Origin of the sequence: Pseudomonas sp. Z4-20 (genome assembly GCF_051131955.1) — a bacterium.
Classification (GTDB): domain Bacteria; phylum Pseudomonadota; class Gammaproteobacteria; order Pseudomonadales; family Pseudomonadaceae; genus Aquipseudomonas; species Aquipseudomonas marvdashtae.
Map to the genome: position 1 here is coordinate 4039073 of NZ_CP071641.1, position 15200 is coordinate 4054272.

Annotated in this window: 14 protein-coding genes; all 14 read right to left on the minus strand. The window is 58.9% G+C overall.

The annotated features are described in order from the left end of the window. Positions 1-5: 5 nt before the first annotated feature. The 14 genes from fliI to J3P82_RS18470 all read right to left on the minus strand — a co-directional run bounded on the left by fliI (position 6) and on the right by J3P82_RS18470 (position 15040). Positions 6-1364, minus strand: a complete 1359-nt coding sequence (gene fliI, locus J3P82_RS18405; RefSeq protein ID WP_186610429.1) for a flagellar protein export ATPase FliI — start codon at positions 1362-1364, stop codon at positions 6-8. After that, positions 1354-2184: a flagellar assembly protein FliH gene (fliH, locus tag J3P82_RS18410; protein WP_434558097.1), complete on the minus strand. Its 831-nt coding sequence runs from the start codon at positions 2182-2184 to the stop codon at positions 1354-1356. The genes fliI and fliH overlap by 11 nt, the downstream gene beginning before the upstream one ends. Positions 2185-2191: 7 nt before the next feature. Continuing rightward, positions 2192-3211, minus strand: a complete 1020-nt coding sequence (gene fliG, locus J3P82_RS18415; RefSeq protein ID WP_007958288.1) for a flagellar motor switch protein FliG — start codon at positions 3209-3211, stop codon at positions 2192-2194. Next, positions 3204-4988, minus strand: coding sequence for a flagellar basal-body MS-ring/collar protein FliF (gene fliF / locus J3P82_RS18420; RefSeq protein WP_434558098.1), 1785 nt, complete (start codon positions 4986-4988; stop codon positions 3204-3206). Before fliF ends, fliG begins: the two co-directional genes overlap by 8 nt. 15 nt (positions 4989-5003) lie before the next feature. Continuing rightward, positions 5004-5330, minus strand: a complete 327-nt coding sequence (gene fliE, locus J3P82_RS18425; RefSeq protein ID WP_305499603.1) for a flagellar hook-basal body complex protein FliE — start codon at positions 5328-5330, stop codon at positions 5004-5006. 192 nt (positions 5331-5522) lie between these two features. Continuing rightward, positions 5523-6911 carry a sigma-54-dependent response regulator transcription factor FleR gene (gene fleR, locus J3P82_RS18430; RefSeq protein WP_434558099.1) on the minus strand — a complete coding sequence of 463 codons (1389 nt, stop codon included), beginning with the start codon at positions 6909-6911 and terminating at the stop codon, positions 5523-5525. Between the two features lie 5 nt (positions 6912-6916). Then, on the minus strand, positions 6917-8125 hold the full coding sequence (locus J3P82_RS18435) for a sensor histidine kinase (protein ID WP_434558100.1): 1209 nt from the start codon (positions 8123-8125) through the stop codon (positions 6917-6919). A gap of 111 nt (positions 8126-8236) precedes the next feature. Beyond that, positions 8237-9712, minus strand: a complete 1476-nt coding sequence (locus J3P82_RS18440; RefSeq protein WP_434558101.1) for a sigma-54 dependent transcriptional regulator — start codon at positions 9710-9712, stop codon at positions 8237-8239. A 173-nt stretch (positions 9713-9885) separates the two neighbouring features. After that, positions 9886-10182, minus strand: coding sequence for a flagellar protein FliT (locus J3P82_RS18445; protein ID WP_434558102.1), 297 nt, complete (start codon positions 10180-10182; stop codon positions 9886-9888). Positions 10183-10193: 11 nt separating this feature from the next. After that, entirely contained in the window at positions 10194-10589 is a 396-nt protein-coding gene (gene fliS, locus J3P82_RS18450) for a flagellar export chaperone FliS (RefSeq protein ID WP_434558103.1), read from the minus strand. A 130-nt stretch (positions 10590-10719) separates the two neighbouring features. Continuing rightward, a complete protein-coding gene (fliD, locus tag J3P82_RS18455) occupies positions 10720-12156 on the minus strand; it encodes a flagellar filament capping protein FliD (RefSeq protein WP_434558104.1) in 1437 nt (478 codons plus the stop codon). Between the two features lie 80 nt (positions 12157-12236). Further along, positions 12237-12602 (minus strand): flagellar protein FlaG, encoded by a 366-nt coding sequence (locus J3P82_RS18460; protein ID WP_434558105.1) that lies wholly within the window; start codon positions 12600-12602, stop codon positions 12237-12239. A 72-nt stretch (positions 12603-12674) separates the two neighbouring features. Further along, positions 12675-13526, minus strand: a complete 852-nt coding sequence (locus tag J3P82_RS18465) for a flagellin domain-containing protein (RefSeq protein WP_434558106.1) — start codon at positions 13524-13526, stop codon at positions 12675-12677. Between the two features lie 587 nt (positions 13527-14113). After that, positions 14114-15040 (minus strand): ketoacyl-ACP synthase III, encoded by a 927-nt coding sequence (locus J3P82_RS18470; RefSeq protein ID WP_434558107.1) that lies wholly within the window; start codon positions 15038-15040, stop codon positions 14114-14116. Between the last annotated feature and the right edge of the window lie 160 nt (positions 15041-15200).

Consider the following 15200-nt stretch of genomic DNA (forward strand, 5'->3'; position numbering starts at 1 on the left):
ACCGGTTACGCGCCAGCGACGGGGGTGAAGATGGTCTGCAGGTGCGCTTCGCTGGCGCCCATGCCGATGTTGTCGTTCAGGCTCTGGCGTAGATAAACCGCCATGGCCGGATAGAGATTGATGGCCATGTCCGTCTCGCGGTCACCACCCGGCACGTAGGCACCGACGCTGATAAGGTCGCGGCTCTGCTGATAGCGCGACCAGTACTGCTTGAATTGCTGCGCGCGTTTCATGTGCTCGGCACTGATGACCGACGGCATGACCCGGCTGATCGAAGCTTCGATATCAATGGCCGGGTAGTGCCCTTCTTCGGCCAAGCGCCGAGACAAGACAATGTGGCCATCGAGCACACCTCGCGCCGAGTCGGCGATCGGATCTTGCTGATCATCGCCTTCGGACAACACGGTATAAAACGCGGTGATCGAACCGCCACCCTTCTCGGCGTTACCGGCTCGCTCTACCAACTTGGGCAGCTTGGCAAATACTGAAGGCGGATAACCCTTGGTGGCCGGGGGCTCGCCGATGGCCAGGGCGATTTCCCGCTGGGCCTGGGCGAAACGAGTGAGCGAGTCCATCAACAACAGGACGTTCTTGCCCTTGTCGCGAAAATATTCGGCGATGCGCGTGCAGTACATGGCGGCGCGCAAGCGCATCAGCGGCGCATCGTCCGCTGGCGACGCCACCACCACGGAACGCTTGAGCCCTTCTTCGCCGAGGATGTGCTCGATGAATTCCTTCACCTCGCGGCCCCGCTCACCGATCAGCCCCACCACGATAATGTCGGCTTCAGTGAAGCGGGTCATCATGCCCAGCAGCACACTCTTGCCCACCCCGGTACCGGCGAACAGGCCCAGACGCTGGCCGCGTCCTACCGTCAATAATCCGTTGATGCAGCGAATGCCCACGTCAAGCGGCACGCTGATCGGGTCACGCTTGAGGGGGTTGATTGTCGGGCCGTCCATCGGCACCCAGTCTTCGGCCTTCATGCCGCCCTTGCCGTCGAGGGCACGCCCGGCTCCGTCCAGCACTCGTCCGAGCATGCTCATGCCCATGGGCAACCGACCGGTATCGGCCAGGGGCACCACGCGGGCGCCGGGGGCGATGCCGGCGACACTGCCCACCGGCATCAAAAATACTTTGCTGCCGGAAAAACCCATGACCTCGGCTTCGACTTGCACCGGATGATAGCTGTCGTCGTTGATCACCATGCACCGACTGCCCATGGCGGCACGCAGGCCCTCGGCTTCGAGGGTCAGGCCGACCATGCGCAGCAGGCGCCCTTCCAGGATCGGCTGGCCGGCCAGTTCGGTGGCTTCGGCGTAGCTGCCCAGGCGCTTGCCGAAGCTGGTTCGATCAAGGCGCATCGCGGCCGTCCAGTTCAGGGGCTATCACATCGGCACCGTTCGGATCGACGATGACGGCGGCCTTGGATTCGTCCGGCAACTCCAGGCTCAGGTCGGCGGGGGCCGGGTGCAAGGCCTGTTCGTGCAGTTGGTCAAACAGCTTGGCCATGATCTGGCTGATGCGGGTTTCGACCGTCGCATCGATACGGCTGTGCTCGGTTTCGACCCGGCATCCGCCCGGCAGCAAGGTTTCGTCTTCGACTATTCGCCAGGTTTCTTCATGGCGCTCGCGCAGCGCCTTGACCAGTTCGAAGTCCTGCGGGTTGATGTACAACCGCACGTTGCCCACGCCCAGCGGCAACAACTTGAGGGCTTCACGCATGACGTGTTCGATCTGGCTCGAATCAATCGCCAGCTCGCGCTGGATTACCTGCCGGGTGATGTGTTGCACCAGCCCGACCAACGATTTTTCGATCTGGGTGTCTTGTTCGGCGATGGGCTCGAATAAATTGAGCATCAGCGCTTCCAGCGCCCGCAACTTGGCCGTCAGCGCCACGTCGGCTTCCTGGCGGACCTTGAGCGTGGTGCTGTGGAAACCTTCTTTTTCGCCGATGGCGAACCCTTCGTTATAGGCTTCCTGGCGAATGCTCTCGACTTCTTCGAGGGTCAGCGGCTGCACTTCCTCCAGCGGCACCTCTTCCATCTCCGGCAGTTCTTCCACCGGTGCAGGCTCAGGCTCGGGCACGTGGGGATCGAAGCTGGGCAGCGACCAGACGTCGAAGCCACCGACGTCCCGGGCGCGGATCAGGTCGCTGGGTGAATCATCACTCTTGGCAGACATAACGACCTTAGATCATCTCTTCGCCGCCCTTGCCACCGAGGACGATTTCTCCGGCTTCGGCCATACGGCGGGCGATGGTGAGGATTTCCTTCTGTGCGGTTTCCACGTCGCTGACGCGCACCGGGCCTTTGGCCTCGAGATCGTCGCGCAACAGTTCGGCCGCTCGTTTGGACATGTTCTTGAAGATCTTCTCCTTGACGCCTTCGTCCGAACCCTTGAGGGCCAGGACGAGCACATCGGAGGACACTTCGCGCAACAGTGCCTGGATGCCACGATCGTCGACATCGGCCAGGTTGTTGAACACGAACATGAGGTCTTCGATCTGACCGGACAGGTCTTCGTCGACTTCGCGGATCGAGTCCATCAGTTGACCTTCGATCGAACTGTCGAGGAAGTTCATGATGTCTGCCGCGCGCTTGATACCACCCAGGGTGGTGCGCGAAGCATTGGAGTTGCCCGAGAACTGCTTCTCGAGAATCTGGTTCAATTCTTTCAGGGCCGCCGGCTGCACGGTGTTCAACGACGATACCCGCAGGATGATGTCGAGACGCACTTTATGGTCGAAGTTGCCCAGCACTTCACCAGCCTGGTCGGGGTCGAGATACGCCACGACGATCGCCTGGATCTGCGGGTGCTCGTAACGGATCACGTCGGCGACCGCGCGCGGTTCCATCCACTTGAGGCTGTCCAGGCCGCTGGTGTTGCCACCGAGCAGGATCCGGTCGATCAGGCCGTTGGCCTTGTCCTCGCCCAGGGCCTGGGTGAGCATCTTGCGTACGTAGTCGTCGGAACCGACGCCCAGGCTGGTCTGATCGCCGACGATGTCAACGAACTCGCTCATGACCTGCTCGACCTGTTCACGGTGCACGTTGCCCATCTGCGCCATGGCCACGCCGACGCGTTGGACTTCCTTGGGGCCCATGTGGCGCAGCACCTGGGCGGCGTCGGTCGAACCCAGGGACAGCAGCAAGATCGCGGCTTTGTCGACCCGGGACAATTTGGCAACAGCGGCTCGATTATCACTCATCTGCGTTAATCCACTCTTTCACGACCTGGGCCACACGACCCGGATCCTCTGCCACCAGACTCTTGATGGCGTTCAACTGTGCGTCATAGCCTTCGCTCGGACTTGGCAGCAGGATGCTCTGCGGCCCGCCGAGGCTGACGCGATCGTTGGCCAATTCGCCATCCAGGCCGCCCATGCCTCCCAGCTCTACATCGCCCAAGCCTGCCAGCTGCTTGTTCTTGCCGCCACCGGTGATGTTGTTGAGCACCGGACGCAGCACGCCGAACACCAGTATCAGGATGAACAGCACACCCAATACTTGCTTGACCACATCCCAGAACCAGGGTTGCGAATAAAACGGGATGTCGGCAATTTCTTCTCCGCGCTCCAGGGAGAACGGCACGTTGATCACGCTGACGCTGTCGCCACGGCTGGCGTCGAAACCGACGGCGTCCTGCACCAGGCGAGTGAAGCGCGCCAATTCGTCGGCAGTCCATGGCGCACGGCTGGTTTCGCCGTTGGCCGCGTTGATCTTGACCTGATCGTCCACCACCACGGCAACTGACAGGCGATTCAAACGGCCCTGCTGCTGCTTGGTGTGGCTGATGGAACGGTCGAGTTCGAAGTTCTTGGTCGATTGTTGACGCTTGTCGGCCGGGTACGGCGCGAGCATCGGCTGGCCGGTGGCCGGGTCCATGATCTGCTGGCCGTTGGCATCGATCAGCGGCTGGCCTGGCTGCACCATGCCTGCGGCCGCAGTGGCGCCACCGGTGGTTTGCGGCGCGCTGGCTGCCGATGGCGGTTGGTTGCTCAGGGCACCCGGCACACCTTGGGGGCCATTGCTGGCGGTACGCTGCTCGTTCACCGATTGTTCGCTGCGCAACGCCGGTTGATCCGGGTTGAACTGTTCGGACGTCGACTCGACGGCGCTGAAATCTACGTCAGCCGAGACTTCAGCTTTATAACGACCATTACCCAGTATAGGTTGCAGGATGTTGTGCACCCGCTGGGTCAGCATGCCTTCCATGCGACGGCTGTAGTCGAATTGCTTGCCGGCCATGGTCAGTTCGGAATTTTCCGCCTGGTCGGACAGCAGGTTGCCCTTCTGGTCGACGACGGTGATTTGCGACTTGCTCAGTTCAGGAACACTGGTCGCCACCAGATTGATAATGGCAACGACTTGGCCTGGCTCCAGGGAGCGGCCGGAATACAGCTCGACCAGGACCGAAGCACTCGGCTTGCGCTCATCGCGCACGAATACCGAGCTTTTCGGAATCGCCAGGTGCACGCGGGCACCCTTGACGTTGTTGAGGCTGGAAATGGTCCGCGCCAGTTCGCCTTCCAGGCCGCGACGATAACGCGTCGCTTCCATGAACTGGCTGGTGCCCAGGCCCTGGTCCTTGTCGAGAATCTCGAACCCGATGTTGCCATCGGTCGGCGTTACGCCAGCCGCGGCGAGCTTGAGGCGCGCACGCGCCACATCGTCGGCCTTGACCAACAAGGCGCCAGAGTTAGGTTCGACGGTGTAAGGAATGTCGGCAGAAGCCAGGGTTTCCATGACTTGCTTGGCATCCATGCCTTCCAGGCTGCCGTACAAAGGACGGTAGTCTGGCTGCTGGGACCACAACACCACGGCGAAACCAATCGCCACGCTGGCAGCCAGGCCGACCAACAGGCCTACCTGACGCAGCATGGTCATCTCGGAGAGGTTTTCCAGGAAAGACAGACCGAACAACGGCGGCTTGCCGTCTACCGGTGTGGTCTTGGCTGGAACGTTATCAGCGGCTGCTTCTGCCATGACTCAATAATTTCCTTAGACCGGCATCTGCATGATGTCTTGGTAGGCTTGAACCAGTTTGTTGCGTACCTGGGTCAACGCCTGAAACGAGACACTGGCTTTCTGCGAAGAGATCATTACGTCCGTCAGGTCGACGCCACTTTTGCCAATCTCGAAAGCACTGGCCAACTGGTTCGAAGCCTGCTGGGTATCGTTCACTTTATTGACGGCCTGACCGAGCATGTCGGAAAAACTGCTGCCGGCCACTTGTGGCACCGCGACCGATTTAGGCTGGGCCATGGCGTCCATCTGCATGGACCGCATGTCCAACATCAACCGATTAAATTCAATACCTTGGCTCATGATCTATTCTCTCTGGCGGCCCGCATTTTTTTGACACTTACTCAGCGGGTATACAGGTGTTAGCAACAAGGGTGCCAGCTCCATGGCCGTCAGAAACAAATGCGCGCGCGAGCGCATCCGGCGCTACACGGTTCAACCGTTACATGCATGAGCGCTTCGCACTGATGCTTGGCCAGCCCCTGGCGACAGGCATCAACTGGCGAAGAGATAAGCCTCCACGTCCATCCCGGCATCGCGCATCTGCGCCAGCTTGTAGCGCAAGGTACGCGGGCTGATGCCCAGGCGTTCAGCGGCCTCCTTGCGCCGGCCGCGCTCGGCGCGCAGGGTGTCGATGATCATCTGGAATTCGCGACGACGCAGGTCGTCTTCCAGGGCTCCAGCCGATTCCCCCGTCACTTCGACCGGCTGGACCTGCGTTGGCACAGGCTTGAGCGCTGGCAATGGCGCGCAGGCCACCGGACCCGCCAGGCAAAAATCCTCGGGCTGGATCAAGCCGCCCTGCTGAAGAATCAATGCCCGCTGAATGGCATTGTCCAGCTCACGGACATTGCCGGGCCAGGGATACGCAATCAAGCAAGCCTGCGCCTCGGCAGACAGCCGGGCCGTTGCGTGCTTCATTTTATTGACGTGTTTGGCCAGCAGGCGCTCGGCCAGCGGCAGGATATCGGCGGTGCGCTCGCGTAATGGACGCCAGGCCAGGGGGAAAACCGACAGTCGGTAATAAAGGTCTTCACGAAAGCGCCCCGCTGCCACTTCCCCGGCCAGGTCGCGGTTGGTCGTTGCCACCACGCGGATGTCCAGGCTGATGGGCTTGCGCGCGCCGACCCGCTCCACTTCCCGTTCCTGCAATACACGCAGCAACTTGGCTTGCAGGCCCAGCGGCATTTCGGAAATCTCATCAAGGAGGATCGTCCCGCCGTCGGCCTGCTCGAACTTGCCGGGCTGGGCCGCGATAGCGCCAGTAAACGAGCCTTTTTCGTGCCCGAACAACGTTGCCTCGAGCATGTTGTCAGGAATCGCCGCACAATTGATGGCGATGAACGGTTCGCTGGCGCGCCGGGATTGCTGGTGGATATAGCGAGCCAACACTTCCTTGCCCGTACCGGACTCGCCGGAAATCAACACCGTCGAATCGCTGCGGGCTACCCGCGCGGCCAATTCCAGCAATTGCGCGCTGGCGGGCTCGAACGCCACCGGCCCCTCACCCTCGACAGCGACGCTGCCCAAGGCATGCCGCGCGACCAGATCCAGGAGCGCCTTGGGCTCGAACGGCTTGACCAGATAATCCGCGGCGCCCTGGCGCATGGCGTCCACCGCGCGCTCGACGGCGCCGTGGGCGGTCATCAGCAAGACGGGCAATTGCGGCTGGCGCGCCCGTAGCAAACCAAGCAACTGATGGCCGTCCATGCCTGGCATGTTGACGTCGCTGACCACCAGGCTGAACGGTTCGCGGGCCACGGCGAGTAATGCGTCTTCTGCCGAACCGACGGCGGCATAATCATGCCCGGCCAACAGCAGCGTATCGGCCAGCGCTTCGCGCAGGGCGCGGTCGTCCTCGACCAGCAGAACCTTGATCGCCATAACCTTCACTCCAACCCTGGCGCACTGGAAAACAGCGGCAGGAGCACCAGCGCGCACGTGCCGCGCCCCGGCCGCGAGTGCAACTGCAATTCTCCCTGATGGGCACGGGCCACCGCCTTGACCACGGTCAGGCCGAGGCCCGTCCCGGTGGTCTTGGTGGTGAAGAATGGCTCGCCCAGACGCGTCAACACGGCCGGCTCGATACCGCTGCCGCTGTCACTGACGCACAGGCGCAAGGTGTTGTCGCGTGTGTATAGATGGACCTTGAGCCGCACGTCGCCGTCGCTGGCCTGGATCGCATTTTCAATAAGATTCAACACTGCCCCCACCAACGTGTCGCGGTTGCACAGCACCTCACCGACGTGACTGTCGCACTGCCAGCGGATCGGCAAGCCCTGCACGTGAGTCAGCGCCGCAGCCTGCAAGGATTGCAGCAGCGCCCTGGGCGTTACGCGGTCGGTCAGGGGCAGCTCGCCACGGGCGAACACGAGCATGTCGCGCACTTGGTGTTCGAGTTCGTGAAGGCGCTCTTTCAGGCGACCGGCGAAGCGTTGCTGGGTCTCCATCGGCAATTGCTGCTCGGTCAAATGACTGGCGTACAGCAACGCAGCGGACAGCGGCGTACGGATCTGGTGAGCCAGCGACGCCACCATCCGCCCAAGGGAGGACAAGCGCTCGTGACGGGCCAGTTGATCTTGCAGGTGACGGGTTTCAGTCAGATCGTTGAGCAACACCAGTTGACCGGGCTCGGCGTCCAGTGATCGAGTCGAGATGGACAGGCGACGGCCGTCCTTGAGGGAGACTTCGTGACCGTCATCCTCGCGCGGAGCGAAGCAACGGGCGATGACGTGTCGCCACAACTCGCCTTCCAGCGGCAAGCCCAGCAGCTCGCAGGCCGCCGGGTTGGCTTCGCGCACGAAGCCGAGGGCATCGATGACGATGACGCCGCCAGGCAAGAGGTCGAGGAGGTTTTGCAGCCGATTGGCCAGGCGTTCTTTTTCCGCCAGCTCCTGCATGCGCTGAGCGCTGACCACTGCCAGCTCACCCTTGAGCTCGGTGACCCGGGCTTCAAGCAGGCTGTAGGAGTCGGTCAGCTGGCTGGACATCTGGTTAAACAGCGAAAACGCCTGCTCAAGTCCAAGACGACTAGCCTGTTCGGCGGACGGCATGTGTCCCGACTCTGGGACAGGAGACATCAGGGCGGCTTGGGTCATCGTGCTCTCTCGCTTGGCTGACCGTCAGTTAAACGGAACGTTGCGAGGGCTATAGCAATACCCGTGCCGAAAAAAAAACCGCCTGAAAATCAGGCGGTTGCAAAACAGGCGTCAATCATCCGCCTGTTCATCTCCTTCGCGACGGCTCATGCCGTACTTGCGCATCTTTTCCACCAGGGTGGTACGACGGATGCGCAGGCGTTCTGCGGCACGAGCCACGATGCCGTTGGCGTCGTCCAAGGCTTGCTGGATCAGCCCTTGCTCCAGGCCGCCCAAATAGTCCTTGAGGTCCAGGCCTTCCGGCGGCAGCAAAGCATTACTGGTGAAATCCGGCGTATGGCCGTTGATCGCCACGCGCTCTTCCAGGTCGCTGCGCAGGCTGTCGACCATCTGCTCGTCTTCGTCGTCGACGTAGCGGAATTTCTTTGGCAACTCCGCGACGCCGATCACACCGTAGGGGTGCATGATCGCCATGCGCTCGACCAGGTTCGCCAGCTCCCGGACGTTGCCCGGCCAGCCGTGGCGGCAGAGAGACATGATCGCCGCCGAGTTGAAGCGGATCGAACCACGCTTCTCATGCTCCATGCGCGAGATCAGTTCGTTCATCAGCAACGGAATGTCTTCGACCCGCTCGCGCAGCGGCGCCATTTCGATTGGGAAAACGTTGAGGCGGTAATAGAGGTCTTCGCGGAAGCTGCCGATCTCGATCATGGTCTCGAGATTCTTGTGGGTCGCGGCGATGATCCGTACGTCAACGCTCTGGGTCTTGTTGCTGCCCACGCGCTCGAACGTACGTTCCTGCAGGACCCGCAGCAGCTTGACCTGCATCGGCAGCGGCATGTCGCCGATTTCGTCGAGGAACAGCGTGCCGCCGTTGGCCAATTCGAAACGCCCGGCGCGACTGGTGATAGCACCGGTGAAGGCGCCCTTTTCGTGGCCGAACAATTCGCTTTCCAACAGCTCGGCGGGAATCGCACCGCAGTTGACCGGCACGAACGGCGCTTCGCGACGCTTGGAATGGTAATGCAAGTTGCGCGCAACCACTTCCTTGCCGGTGCCGGACTCACCCAGGATCAGCACACTGGCATCGGTGTCGGCCACTTGCTGCATCATCTGGCGCACGTGCTGGATCGCACGGCTGGTCCCGACGAGGCTGCGAAACAGATTGGGCTCGCGATGCCGACCGCGCTCTCGGGCCTGGTCGTACATCTCGCGATAAACCTGGGCGCGGTGCAGCGAATCCAGCAGCTTGCTGTAGCTGGGCGGCATTTCCAGGGTGGAAAGTACCCGGCGGCGCTGATCTTCCGGCAGATCGAGAGAAGAATTTTCGCCCATCAGCAAAACTGGAAGGAACTCATCCCAGGTTGAGAGTGTCTTTAGCAAGCCCAAAAGCGACGCGGGAGCATTTACGGTCCCAATCAGGACGCAAATGACTTCACGACTGGAGGACAGAGAGCCGACAGCCTGCTGCCAATCATGGCTACCGCAGGGCAGATTTTCTTCGCCAAGAAAATTGAGGATCACCGCCAAGTCGCGGCGGCGGACGCTATCGTCATCGATCAGGAGAATTTTGGTTTCACGCCACATGCAATAGCAACTTCCCTAGTCAACTCAGTGCCCGAATTTGGGGGCAAGCTAGACGCTTGCAGACTTGTCATGCCTGTAGACGCCTGAAATCTGTAAACAGCCACTAGTTAAGTCAAAAAATCGTGCACAGTCAAATTTATGGCGCAGTTTGTTCGGGTTAACTGAAAATTAAATCAGCCGAACAGGTGATAAACCTTCGCCGCGTTCTGTGCCTGATGAATCTGCGCCATCTCATTCACGATTGCCTGACGCTCTCCGGTCGCCGCTTCCAGCAAGTTGCGGTAAACCCCTAGCAACTCTTCCAGATTATTACGCAACGCCGCCTCGTCCACCTCGGACTCGCTCATGACGTCTTCCATGCAGGTACGGCACGCCAGGTCCAATTGACCAATGGCTTCCCAATTTCGCTCGGCCAGGGCATCAACCAGGGCGTCACGGGTTTGTTCGATTCGCTGCAGGACAAGACTCATGAGCGTGCTCCTCAGAATTGCGGGCCAGGCGCCGCGATGCCATCCCAACCTTCCTTGACCGTGCGAAGCAGATCTGCAACTTCGTCGAGGATCTTCGGATCGGTCTTGGCGTTGGCTTCGGCCAGGCGCTTCATCATGTAGGCGTAAAGGGCATCGAGCTCTGCGACCGACCCAGCCTGGTTTTCCAGGTCCAGGCCTTCGCGCAGGCCGCCAACAATGCCGATGGCCTTGCTGATCAGAACGCCTTTGTTCGGGATATCCTTACGCTCCATCGCACCCTTGGCCTGGGCGATACGGTCCAGCCCGCCTTCCATGAGCATCTGCACAAGACGATGGGGACTTGCTTCGGAGGTTTGCGCCTGGGCGCCAATCTTCTGGTATTGGCGAAGGGCTAACATCGGATTCATGTTCTACCTCATCTAAAAACTTCGGTTCGTATAAACAGCGTATCGACGCCGGGTCAAAAAACTTTAGGTCAAAAAGCCGAAAGCCCGGAGCGTTGTCAAAACGCTGCCGGGCTTTTGCATCGGTCGAAAATCAGCCGTTTTTCTGTCGGGCCGTCATAGCTTCGAACATGGAGGTAATGTTATTGGCGGTGGCTTTCAGCTTGCCGACCAAGGTGTCCATGTCGTTGTACTTTTTGGTCAGTACGGTAGTCAGCGTTGCAATGCGACGGTCCAGAGCTGCCTGATCGGCAGTTAACTTTTTCTGGAGGATTTCAAGGTTTTTGGACCTTGCGGTCAGAATATTATCAACGGGCTTTCCGCCGGCATCCAGCTTGTTCTCAGTGTATGGCTTGATCGCATTCTGCATGCGCTCGATCAGACCGTTATCGCCTGTGAACAGAGTCTGGACTTCCCCTCCCAGCTGCTTATCGTTCAGGGCTGCGGTGAATTTAGCGCTATTGAAATCCAGGGCACCCGTAGTCTGGTTGGTGGTAATCCCCAGTTGGGACAAAACAGTCAGTTTTGTGCCAGCCCCGGTTTCGGACAACGGACCGCGAATAGCGGCCAATAGCGCGCGCGGCATCGCGTCACCATCCAGTGCAGCCGGAACAGAATTCCCCTCAGCGTCTTTGGTGGGCTTGGTCAGCGAAGTGACTGCCTTAGCAATAGCGTTATAGGCATCGACAAATTTCTGAATCGAAGCCTTGAGTCCGTCGGTGTTTGTCGCGACGGTCACTGTCACCGCAGTAGCAGTCGGCGCGACGAGCGTCATGCTTAATCCAGAGACTGCGTTATCCAACTTGTTAGTTGGACTGGTCATCTCCAGCCCATCAATGTTGAATTTGGCATCTTTGGCCAACGACAGCGAGCCAGCAGAATTAGCGGTTGGAGGAGTAACCATGGCAACCGTGCCATCAACCGCAAGGCTGGCGATACCGCTCATGGACAGGTCGTTACCTGAGCCGGTTTTGCTAGTTCCTACCACCAATCGCGAACCGAAGCTGTCGGTGATGATGTTGGCGTTTATACCGCTGGCCTGGTACTTGGTGTTTATAGCGTCTCGCACCGATTGTAGCGTGGAACCGGCTGGAACATCGACCGCATAGGAGTCGCCGTTCTGGCTACTAATGGTCAGAGTACCCGCATCCACTGCGCTGGTAGCGCCACCAGCAAAAGCGGCCGTCGAGACCTTCGAAGAGGTTGCCAGGCTATCGATTTTGATACTGTAGGTACCGCCGACCGCCGAGTTGCTCGACGTAGCGGTCAGTATCTTGATATCGGAGGAAGTGGCAGAAAAACCAGTGAACTGGGGCGTGGTTTTGTTCCCCAGGGCTTCAAGCGCAGACTGGAACGTAGCCAGCAGCGATTTCAACGAACCAACGCCTGAAATGTTCGAGGTATTGGTCTTGGTGGCACGGTCAATCTGACCTTGCTTGGCTGCTTTGTCAGAATCCACCAATGCCTTGACAATAGCGGTGGTATCAAGGCCAGAGCCTAAACCCAAGCCAGGTAGTATTGGACTTGCCATGTGAAACTCCCTTCAGTGTGTCGCCGGCCTTTTGACCTTTACAACGCCCAAAAGAACATAACAACAATTCGTGCCGGTTGTCAGGCTTCAGCGCTGAACAACAAGCTGTTCGCGTCATTCAAACTGTCCGCCAGCCGCAAAACTTCTTCATTCGGGATCTGACGAATCACTTCACCTGAACTGCTGGCGATTACTTTGACGATTACCTTGCCTGAAGGCTCATCAATTGAGAACTCCAGGTTACGCTTGACCGATTGAACAAATTTCTCGATTTCCTGAACGGCCTTCTTGAGTTTGTCCTGCTCGGCGGCAGCGTCTTTAGGCGCTTGCTTGACCGGCGTCACGGTAACAACTTCGGCTTGAGGCTTCTCCACGGGCTTGTCGGCCACCGTAGGTGCCGGCTTCGCCGCTGGATAAGACAAGTTCAGCTTCACGCTCATATCCATGTCCATCACCTCTTGAACGGAAAAAGCGAGAGAGCACGCAAGCGCACTCCCCCGCTAAAACTCATCCGGCTATTACTGAAGCAGCTTCAGTACAGCGGATGGCAGTTGGTTGGCCTGGGCCAGAACCGAAGTAGACGCTTGCTGCAGAGTCTGCTGCTTGGTCAGTTGTGCAGTTTCAGAAGCGAAGTCGGTATCTTGTACGCGACCCAGTGCAGCACTGGCGTTTTCGTTGATGTTCTGCAGGTTGGAAATGGTGCTGGTCATACGGTTTTGTGCAGCACCGAGGTCAGCACGGCTGGAGTTGATCTTGGCCAGAGCAGCGTCGATTTTGGTCAGCGCGTTGTTCATCGAAGCTTCAGCGGTAGCCGAGTCGGTACCGGTAATCTGTACGGTAGCGGAGTCAACCGACAGGGAAGCTGCGTCGAAGCCGCTGTCCAGGGTCAAAGTGATCTGGTTGTCAGCACCGGTGTTGGAACCAACCTGGAAGGTCATGGTGCCAGCAGTACCGTCAATCAGGTTCTTACCGTTCAGGTTGGTCGACTTGGCAATACGAGTCAGCTCGTTCGACATCGAAGCAAATTCTTTGTTCAGAGCTGCACGGTCTTCGGTACCGTTAGAATCGTTTCGTGCCTGTACAGCCAGTTCACGCATACGCTGCAGAATGTTGGTGGATTCTTGCAGAGCACCTTCAGCGGTCTGAGCGATGGAGATACCGTCGTTAGCGTTCTTGATCGCCATTGTCTGACCGCGGATTTGCGAGGTCATACGAGTGGAGATCTGCAGGCCGGCGGCGTCATCTTTGGCGCTGTTGATTTTCAGGCCGGAAGACAGGCGGGTCATCGAAGTGGAGAGAGCATCGGAAGCCTTGTTCAGGTTCTTCTGGACGTTCAACGACGTGACGTTGGTGTTTACTGTTAAAGCCATGACGAATTCCTCGTTGGTTGGGTACTGCGGCTTCCGGCCCTGGCAACCGCCGGGTGTGGCCTAGAGAACCTTCGTAATAGTTATCGTCGTAATCGGAACTTGCTTTAGCGATTTTTTCAAAAATTTTGCCATCAGGTGGCCACCCCTCATAAATCAAGGACTTGGTAAAGATTAGAGGGTAACAAAATGACGTCAGGGAACTGCCACCCGAGCGGGAACCGATTGGCCGGTGGCACCCGCCAAGGGGTCAACGACTTAAATCGCCTGACCAGCGGTCAACAGACCAACCAATTCGTACTCAGGATAATCAGCAGCGAGAGCAGTTCCGGCCTTGCTGATCGCTGAACATCAACATGAGCAATCCGCTCCACGATGATAGGAGGTCGCCAAGCATAAGCTCGATAAAAGCCTGCGCCGCTTCGATCATCGCCACCATCGCCAGCCCACCTCGACATCGCGCCCCAGACGGATGATTTGGAGATTGCGTTCGAAGAACTCGCTAATGGCGTCTCGCTTTTGCATCGGGCAAAAAAATAGCGTTCAAGGTTACATCTTGGACGCTATTTTTGTGTTTGGGTTTAAGTGACTCAAGGACGATAGATGATCGCCGAGCCCCAGGACAAGCCCACGCCAAAACCACTTAATGCCACGCGCTTCCAATCGGAATCCAGCACGTGCTTTTCCAGCAGCAACGGAATGCTCGACGACACGGTGTTCCCGGTCTCGACCATGTCCTTGATGAACTTCTGCGGTTCACCCTCAAAACGCCGCGCCACCGCATCGACAATTGCCGCACTGCCCTGATGAATACAAAACGCATCAATGTCGCTGGCTTGCAGATCGGAATCGGCGAGCAACTCATGCAAATGAGCCGGCACCTTGAGCAAGGCGAAGTTGAACACCTGGCGGCCGTTCATGAAGAACACACCATCGCTGACCTTCAGGTGCGGCGCACCGGAGCCGTCGGTGCCGAACTTGGCCTTGCCCAGTTGCCACGGCGCACCTTCACCCATCCAGGTGACGGTGGCCGCGTCGCCAAACAGCATCGTGGTGTTGCGGTCTTCCGGGTCGACGATTTTCGAATACGGATCGGCGGTCACCAACAGGCCATTCTTCAGGCCAGCAGCCTCCATGAAGCCCTTGATGGCGTAGATACCATAGACATACCCCGAACAACCCAGGGAGATGTCGAACGCCGCCACGGTGGTCGGCAAGCCGAGCTTGTCCTGGACGATAGCCGCGGTGTGCGGCAAGCCTTCTTCATCGCCGTTCTGGGTGACAACGATCAGAACGTCAATGGATTCGCGTTTCAGGCCGGGGTTGTTGGCAAACAGCGCGTTGACTGCTTCGACACACAGGTCCGAGGTTTCCTGCCCGTCATCCTTGCGCGGCAAGAAGGCGGAACCAATCTTGCCAAGGATGAACTCTTCATCCTTTTCAAATTTTGCACCTTGTGCGTAATTGTCCACGCCGGCTACAGGAACGTAGCTCGCAATGCTTTTTATGCCAATCATTACGGCTTCCCAATCAAAAACAGCCCAATACCACCGCTCGCAAGGAATCGAGGGGCGCCGACAAACGGGAAGTGTAAAGGGCTATCACTGGGCCTGATAAGGGCCAGGCGCCATCTTCCCGGTCAATACAATACAGTGAAGATGCGCGTTATGACTCGCA